9 protein-coding genes and 1 pseudogene are annotated in these 8,369 nt (G+C 32.5%); 7 read left to right on the plus strand and 3 right to left on the minus strand.

Annotated elements, in window-relative coordinates; all coding sequences use genetic code 11:
* The first annotated feature begins 2 nt into the window (after positions 1-2).
* Both trpC and DMP16_RS00665 read left to right on the plus strand, forming a co-directional pair.
* Positions 3-746: an indole-3-glycerol phosphate synthase TrpC gene (gene trpC / locus DMP16_RS00660; RefSeq protein ID WP_069281826.1), complete on the plus strand. Its 744-nt coding sequence runs from the start codon at positions 3-5 to the stop codon at positions 744-746.
* Positions 747-764: 18 nt separating this feature from the next.
* A complete protein-coding gene (locus DMP16_RS00665; RefSeq protein ID WP_069281830.1) occupies positions 765-1,964 on the plus strand; it encodes a pyridoxal phosphate-dependent aminotransferase in 1,200 nt (399 codons plus the stop codon).
* Between the two features lie 21 nt (positions 1,965-1,985).
* On the opposite strand, the gene DMP16_RS00670 is transcribed toward DMP16_RS00665, so the two are convergent.
* Positions 1,986-4,418 (minus strand): valine--tRNA ligase, encoded by a 2,433-nt coding sequence (locus DMP16_RS00670; protein WP_083216431.1) that lies wholly within the window; start codon positions 4,416-4,418, stop codon positions 1,986-1,988.
* Positions 4,419-4,514: 96 nt separating this feature from the next.
* Between DMP16_RS00670 and DMP16_RS00675 the strand changes: the two genes are divergently transcribed.
* Together DMP16_RS00675 and DMP16_RS00680 are read left to right on the plus strand one after the other, a co-directional pair.
* Positions 4,515-5,498 (plus strand): NAD(P)/FAD-dependent oxidoreductase, encoded by a 984-nt coding sequence (locus tag DMP16_RS00675; protein ID WP_069281835.1) that lies wholly within the window; start codon positions 4,515-4,517, stop codon positions 5,496-5,498.
* On the plus strand, positions 5,473-5,859 hold the full coding sequence (locus DMP16_RS00680; RefSeq protein WP_069281838.1) for a hypothetical protein: 387 nt from the start codon (positions 5,473-5,475) through the stop codon (positions 5,857-5,859). Before DMP16_RS00675 ends, DMP16_RS00680 begins: the two co-directional genes overlap by 26 nt.
* Positions 5,860-6,140: 281 nt before the next feature.
* Here the strand turns inward: DMP16_RS00680 and DMP16_RS00690 are convergent, their stop codons facing one another.
* Together DMP16_RS00690 and DMP16_RS00695 are read right to left on the minus strand one after the other, a co-directional pair.
* Positions 6,141-6,467, minus strand: a complete 327-nt coding sequence (locus tag DMP16_RS00690) for a hypothetical protein (RefSeq protein WP_069284540.1) — start codon at positions 6,465-6,467, stop codon at positions 6,141-6,143.
* The gene (locus tag DMP16_RS00695; protein WP_083216339.1) at positions 6,464-6,682 is read right to left on the minus strand and encodes a hypothetical protein; all 219 of its coding nucleotides are present in this window, start codon (positions 6,680-6,682) and stop codon (positions 6,464-6,466) included. The genes DMP16_RS00690 and DMP16_RS00695 overlap by 4 nt, the downstream gene beginning before the upstream one ends.
* A 44-nt stretch (positions 6,683-6,726) precedes the next feature.
* Between DMP16_RS00695 and DMP16_RS00700 the strand changes: the two genes are divergently transcribed.
* The 3 genes and pseudogenes from DMP16_RS00700 to DMP16_RS00710 all read left to right on the plus strand — a co-directional run.
* Positions 6,727-7,320, plus strand: a complete 594-nt coding sequence (locus tag DMP16_RS00700) for a hypothetical protein (RefSeq protein ID WP_231961216.1) — start codon at positions 6,727-6,729, stop codon at positions 7,318-7,320.
* Positions 7,262-7,879 carry an N-glycosylase/DNA lyase gene (locus DMP16_RS00705; RefSeq protein ID WP_143576820.1) on the plus strand — a complete coding sequence of 206 codons (618 nt, stop codon included), beginning with the start codon at positions 7,262-7,264 and terminating at the stop codon, positions 7,877-7,879. The genes DMP16_RS00700 and DMP16_RS00705 overlap by 59 nt, the downstream gene beginning before the upstream one ends.
* A 189-nt stretch (positions 7,880-8,068) precedes the next feature.
* Positions 8,069-8,369, plus strand: a pseudogene (locus tag DMP16_RS00710) (3-phosphoglycerate dehydrogenase); the annotation flags it as partial.

An 8,369-nucleotide genomic window follows, 5' to 3' on the forward strand; every position in this document is an offset into this window, starting at 1 on the left:
ATATGCCTAGATACTTAAAAGGTTGGCTTAAGGAAGTAGTAGATTTATCTCTAAAGAGGACTCCTATTAGTATGTCTCGTCAAAGACAAATTATTTCTTTATATGATAGGATTATTGAATTTAATAGATCAAATATTACTGCAATTATAGCTGAGTATAAGACAAACTCCCCGTCTGGGCTAAAAGTAGAGATGGATCCAATACATTACGCTAAATTTATGGAAAAATATGCAGTAGGTCTTAGTGTATTAACTGAGGAGAAATTTTTTAACGGTTCTTATGAGGTGCTAAGAAAGATAGCTAATTCAGTATCACTACCTATTCTTATGAAAGACTTCGTTGTAAAGGAATCTCAAATAGATGATGCTTATAACCTCGGAGCAGATTCCGTTCTTTTGATAGTCAGAATTTTAACTGAAAGGGAATTAGAGGGATTATTGGAATATGCAAGGACCTATAATATGGAACCGCTAGTGGAGGTCACTAATGAGTCAGAACTAGAGATCGCTTTAAGACTAGGAGCTAGGTTCATAGGAGTCAACTCACGAGATTTAGAAACTCTAGCAATAGATAAGGAGAAGCAGAAGAAGATTCTCTCTCTAATACCCTCTAACATAGTAAAGGTTGCTGAAAGTGGAATATCAAATAAAAATGAAATAGAGGAGTTAAAGAAATTTGGCGCTAATGCTTTTCTGGTTGGAACATCTTTAATGAATAATCCAGAGAAGATCAAAGAATTTATATGAGTTTTATTAATTATTCGTGTGTCCTCATCATTCAGTTCTAATATTAGCCAGTTGACCGGAGAAAGTACATTACTTTATAAGGAAATTGCTAGAAACGTAGAGAAAAATAAGAAAATTAAGATCGTAGATTTTGGAGTAGGTCAACCAGATATTTTGACGTTTAAGCGGATAAGGGAGTCGGCTAAGAGAGCTTTAGATGAAGGATTCACTTCCTATACTTCAGCCTTAGGTATAGAAGAATTAAGAGGAAAGATTGCAGAATATTTAAATCAGAAATATGGAAGCGATATTAAGCTTGACGAAGTAATTGTAACACCAGGTGCTAAGACGGCACTTTTCCTCGCGTTTATCTTATATGTTAATCAAGGAGATGAGGTGATTCTATTTGACCCATCCTTCTATTCATATGCAGAAGTAGTAAAGTTGTTAGGTGGTAAGCCAATTTATTCTCCCCTAAAGTGGAATAAATCAGAAGGGTTCTCAGTTGATATTGAGGATCTTAGAAGTAAGATTACTAAAAAGACTAAAATGATAGTTTTCAATAATCCTCATAATCCTACTGGTTCTCTTTTTTCGCATAGTGATGTAGAGAGAATAATAGAAATAGCTAGAGAGAATAAAATATTATTACTCTCAGATGAGATATACGATCATTTTGTATACGAAGGTAGAATGAAAAGTGTGCTTGAAGATAGTAATTGGAGGGATTACGTGATTTATATTAATGGGTTTAGTAAGACTTTTTCAATGACCGGTTGGAGGCTAGGGTATATAATAGCCAATAAAGAAGCTATAACGAAAATGGGCATTTTAGCTTCAAACATTTACACTTGTCCTACGAGTTTCGCTCAAAAGGGTGCATTAGAAGCCTTTAACACTTTTGATGAAGTCAATGAAATGGTAAAACTATTCAGGAAGAGAAGGGATTTAATATATGATGAATTAAGTAAGATTAAAGGTATACAGGTCTCGAAACCTAATGGTGCGTTTTATATATTTCCTAATGTAGGAGAAATTTTAAAAATAGCTAACATTGATGTTAAGACTTTAGCAATAAGGCTTATTGAGAGTAAAGGTGTAGTGACGATACCAGGGGAGGTATTTCCGTTAAATGTCGGTAAGCAGTTCTTAAGGTTAAGTTATGCTGTTAACGAAAACGTTATAAAAGAAGGTGTAGAAAGGATAAGAGAGTTTATAGAAGGGATGATGAAACCCTGATAGTAAGAAAAGTAAAATGATTTAAACTCCCATGGACTGAGAGCTATTATTAACTTTTATTTCTACTTTTTCTTCTCCATCATTAGTAACAATAAACTCTAAGTTGACTATTTTCAGCGTTTTCATTAAATCATCTTTCACGTCTTCTAAATACTTTATAACATCTTTATTTGCGTAGAATTTTACATTAACTGGTGTATTCATTGATATTCTATTCTTTATTTTTTCTGACCTTACCATAGAGTTAAACTTCTTTATAGCTTCTCCTAATTTTTCAATTTCACTATCTATAATAATATCGTCTACATTTGGTAATCCTTCTAATAGTACGCTCTTTTTATAACCAAATAGTCTACTATAAATCTCCTCTGTGATGTGAGGAGCAATTGGATGAAGTAGTATTATTATATCCCTTATCACTCTCTGAATCGTGTATTTCGCAGAGGCGTCATCTTGGAATAGTCTATGTTTTATCATTTCTAAGTATTCATCCGCTATTATTTCCCAGAAGTAACTATACATCTCTTGAATCACTACATAAAAGTCGAAGTTTCTATATGCATTAATCACTTTTTCAACAAATTTCTTGTGTTCTTGCAAGATCCACTTGTCTACATTGCTCAATTTTTCTGGTTTATCAATCCTTATTTTAGCTATAAAGGGATACACCAGTCTGGAAGCGTTCCAAAGCTTTTGAAGCAATAATTTTTTACCTTTAACGGTATCCCACTTAAATGGAAAATCATCGCCTATACTTGCATCAAGCAACGTCATTCTTATAGAGTCAGCGCCATACTCATCTATCTTATCTAAAGGTGAAACAACATTTCCTTTACTCTTACTCATCCTAGTTCCATCCGGACCTAAAACTTGCCCATTGACTAAAACATTGGTAAATGGTATATTATTAGCTAACATCAGAGTTCTAAAATATGTATAGAAGAGCCAAGTTCTAATTATGTCTGTTCCTTGTAATCTCAAGGAGGCTGGGAATATTCGATTAAATAACTCTTTATTTTCATAGAATTTGGTTAGGTAAAGTACAGTTACGCTGGAATCTATCCAAACATCTGCTACATCTGTAACTGGTTTCAAATCAAATCCGCATTTTGGGCATTTGTCTACTGGTGGCTTAGCCTTAACTGGGTCTATTGGCAGATCTTCATCTCTAGCAGGTATTAAATGACCATTGTCGCAATACCAGAAAGGCAACGGTGTTCCGTAAAGTCTTTGTCTGCTGATGTTCCAATCCCATTCTATGTTGTTTATCCATTCTTCTAAATAATAGGACATTCTGCTGGGTTTAAATTTCATCTTTTTATATTCTTCTAATAATTTTGGTTTAAATTGTAATGTCTTTATGTATATTTGTTTCTTAACTAAGAATTCTACCGGGGATAAACAATCACTTCTTTCTGTATGAGACAAAACATTATGCTTTATGTGTTTAATTTCTACTAAATATTGATTTTTTTGGAGTATATCAATTATCTTTTTCCTGGCTTGATCTATAGTTAATCCGTCTAAAATCCCATTAGTATTTGCTATCCTCCCTTTCTCATCAATTACTATTCTCGTTTTTAGATTATACTTCAATTGCCATTTTATATCTTGTGGATCTCCATAAGTACTAATCATTACAGCACCAGTACCAAATTCCTTCTCTACCATCTCATCGACGATAATTTTTACCTCTTGATTAAATATAGGTACAATTGCCGTCTTACCAACGTAGTCCTTATATCTTTCATCAGTTGGATTAACTGCCACTGCTTGAGTAGCAGCTAATAATTCTGGTCTAGTAGTTGCAATAATGATTTCACCGCCTTCCTTGACTGGAAATTTTATATAAGCTAAAATACCTTCTCTCTCTAAGTATCCTATTTCACTTTGAGCTAATGCCGTTTCGCATTTAGGGCACCAAATCACAGGACCTTCTCGTATTTCTATGAGATTCATTCTATACATATCTAATAGGCTTTTCTGAATGATTTTTCTATAGTTAGGCTCATAAGTTTTATACTCATATCTTTCCCATTCTGGTCTGTATCCTAATCTTATCATAGCTTCTTTCATTTTCTTTATCATATCCTCAGTCCATTCTATGCATTTCTTGAGAAATAGTTCTCTATTCTCTTTAGGAATTTTCAATCTATACTGTACTTTTAATTCAGTAGGCAAGCCTTGAGTGTCCCAACCTTGTGGTAAAAGTACATTATAACCTTCTAATCTCTTGAATCTACCTATAGTATCTGATATAGTAACCCAGTATGCGTGACCCATATGTAGCTCTCCACTTGTAAAAGGCGGAGGAGTATCTATTACATAAGTTGGGGAATTAGTGTCCTCTTCTCTAAACCTAAATACATCTCTCCAATACTCTTCACTTAACCATATCCTCTGCCATTTCTCCTCAATCTCTTTAGGGTTATAATGTTTTGGCCACTCTTCCATCTTCTTTGTTATTATATCTTGGTTTAACAATAGATCATCACCTAATAATGGCTACTTTATATAAATATAAAATCATATAATTTATAAGATTTAGGAATGAGGGTAGCAATAATTGGAGGCGGAGTGGCAGGATCCACATTAGCGTATTTATTATCAAAGAAAGCCAATCATGAAGTCACAATCTTTGATATAAATGAGAAGTATGTTAAACCTTGTGGTGATATTGTACCAAATATCTATACACCACCTTTTAATTGGGAAGTTAAGTTTAACATAAAGAGGTTCTCCTTTCGCATAGATGGAGAAAGGATTTATGACGTAGAGTACTCTCATACTAAATGGCTAGTTATAGATAAGTGGAATTGGATAAATAGTATGCGTAAACACGCAAAGATCGTAGTTTCGCATGAAGCATTAAAAGAGAAATTTGATTATGTTATAGATAGCAGGGGTCCATATCCATTAGATAGGCAAGTAGTTTATACAACACGAGCAATAATTGAAACTAAGAGCTTTGATGATAAGGCGGTGATTGAGTTTAATACCAAGTATACTGGATTTTATTGGATATTTCCTAGTGGAGAAAATGAATATAATGTAGGGGCAGGGTTTTTGGAATATAAAAATTCTAAGAGTCTACTAAATGAATACTTGAGAGAGAGATTTAAGGATTATAGGATTAAGGACGTTAGAGGTGCCCCCATTAGTATCGGAATCCCTTCTATTAAGAAAGGTAGAGTAGGTGAGGCAAGAGGACTTGTATTTCCGTTGAGCGGAGAAGGAATTAGACCATCTGCCATTTCAGCTGAGTACGCGTTTGAAGCTATTCATAAGGGTAAGGAGCTGGATGACTATTTAGATGATAAGTTAAAAATTTTTGAAAAAAGGATAAATATTCAACTAATGTTGCTTAATATCTACAAATATTCGAGTATATCCTTGAGGAGAACTTTGATGAAAACGTTCTTTAAAAACGATGTACTCATAGACGCTTATTTGGAAGATAAGATAGATTTAGATGGTATAGTAGAATCAATTAAAAGTGTGAAAGGAAATGGATATATTAGTAGAGAATTCTAAGAGCAGATCTGGTAAACATGCTATAAGGACTTTGATATTCAAAATAGAAAAAGAAAGTATATCACAACTCGAGTTATCAGGTAAAAAGGTAAGCCCTACTTATGTAGTTGGTGATGCAAAAATCGTTAATTTACCTAATAAAGGAACTTTTGTTTACGTTCATCTATTGAAAAATATACAAGATAGAGTTGTTGGCAAAGTCATAGTTTATGAGGATGGAAGAGTCGTCTTGATTATGAAGTATAGAAAATTAAAGTTAAAAATAGTAGAGGGTGAAGGAAGGTATGCCGAATATGTGAAGAGAATTTTTGACAAGCTTAAGATACCAGTAAAGAAGATAAATACTAATATAAAAGTGTGATAGATAATGTTTTCCTTATCGTTTCAAGTCCTATCTGATGATCCTTTGAAGTTGAGGTACTTAACTCAATCAATTAATAATATTTTTAAGGATATATGTGAGCCAGTTAAGGTAGGCGCGTCTTATATATGTGCTCCTAGTCAAAATACACTGATATTACTTTATTTTAACTCTCAATCAATTAGGGATATGAATGTTCATCTTGAAATAATTTCTAACGATGCAATGTATATTACAAAAACTATTCAAGAAATCAATAATAGATTCAGAAGCCAAGGCTTTTATATAACTCTCTTAGAAACTTCAAGAACTTCTTTATAAATTTCGTATAATATTTTCTCATTTATTTGTATGTTCTTAACTTCTACTATAGCATTGCATAAATAGGTAGAAATTCTCGTCTTACATATTATTATCTTTTTGAGTGAGCCATTAGAAATTTTCTCATTCATATCTACATAAATTACTTTATTCTTGTCATCATCGACTAGCTTATTCTTAGAAAATTGCTTAATTTCTTGATTGATATCCATATAAATTATAGTACGATTTTCCTCATATATTATGGAAAATTTTAAATTATCAATGTAGTACTGAACTACGCTCATATTACTTGTACCAACTCTGTTCCACAATAAGGACATTTACCCTTGAGACCTCTTTTATCAGCTTCACAGAAGTAAGCAGAATATTTCTTCTCACATTTTGGACACTTATATACAATATCAGTTCCTATTACCAATTTCCTATTGCAAATCCTGCAATATACTGTAAGCCAGCCTAAATGACCGTAGGAGTTGGAACCCTTAATCCTTATGCTCAATCCTTTTCACCATATTTTCAACATCTATAATAACTTATATTTTTATGCATTCTGTTATACCTCAGTATTGTTTAAAAGAATTTTTAGTCTACAAATTACCTTATACTACTGTTATGAATTTGGCAGAGTATTATAAGCTACAGCCTTTAAATATAGCTGATATAATGCAAATCTTTACGCTACAAAAAGTTAAACAAGAGGAAATTATAGATGGCAAATTTGATTTGGAATCAGTTTCCCCTGATCCCACAACAGATATTGTAATCATAACCTATAAGAATGAGAGATATTTAAATGGAAACTTGAGTAATTTGGATTTCTATTTCTCAGAGCCATTAAATGTATTAGCAGTAGGAGTCCCTCAACAGTTAAACAATGAACAAGTTATAATTCAAAGGATTGATCTAAATGTTAATAGTGTCGTTGGCTTTACATTAGTTAAAAAAGATTTACCATTTATCATAATCTACTCAGATAAGGGAACTAAAATACTCTCGATGTCAGATCTCAATCCACCTAAACCCGTTGTAAAGAACAAGAAGAGATCAGTTAAAAAGAGAAAGAGGAAGAGTAAAAAACGTGCTAAGAAGTCTAGTTCAAAATCTCAAAATAAGAGCAAAAGTGTTAGAAAGGGTTGAGGAGTTTAAGTTAAATAATTCTGCTAGTGAGGATGTGTGGTTTAAGGAGTTAGTCCTTTGTATACTTACTGCTAATTCCTCGTTTATTTCAGCCTATAAAGCATTACAATGTTTAGGAGAAGATATTTATTACGCTAGTGAGGATAAATTACGTGACGATCTAATATCCTGTGGGTATAGGTTCTATAATTTAAAGGCTAGATATATGTTCTTAGCTCGTGAGCAAGTATATACAAAACTGAAAAGCCAGATTAAGCCCATTGCTGACTTAGATCAATTTCTAGCTAGGGAAAAGTTGTTACGAATTAAAGGCCTAGGAATGAAGGAAGCTAGTCATTTTCTGAGAAATGTTGGGTATTTCAATTTTGCTATAATAGATAGACACATAATCAGCTTTCTAAAAGAAATTGGAGTATTAAGAGAAGTTAAACATCTAACTAAAAAGAAGTACATATTTCTTGAAAATATTTTAAGAAGTATATCATATACATTAAATTTAGACGTAGGTGTGCTCGACTTATTTATATGGTATAAAGAGACTAAAACTATTGTAAAATAGCAATAAAAAATATAAACCAGTAATTGAACCTTTTAATGACTTTAAAATGCAACTACGATTGGTAAATCGAGTGTATCTAAAGATTAAAGGTAATAATTATTTCTCTAGTTCTTATTCTGTAAGTGCTTTTCCTATCTCATCATCATCATCATGTTAAACTAATTCTACTTCACCATGTGGTGATGTAGTATGGAGACTATCCAGAATGTTAACTCTTTAAATAAATTAAATCTAAAAGTAATAATAACCGATCCAGTTGATGAATACATGATAAAAACTTTACAAAGTTATGGTTTAGCTGTGGACTATAAGCCAGAAATATCTAGAGAAGAACTATTGAAGATAATCGATCAATACGAGATACTAGTAGTGAGAAGTAGAACTAAGGTAGACAAAGAAATCATAGAGAGAGGGAAGAATCTTAAAGTTATAGCAAGAGCTGGTATAGGATTGGATAATATAGATGTAGACGAAGCCTCTAAGAGGAATA

Source organism: Sulfolobus sp. B1, assembly GCF_007050195.1.
Classification (GTDB): Archaea; Thermoproteota; Thermoprotei_A; order Sulfolobales; family Sulfolobaceae; genus Saccharolobus.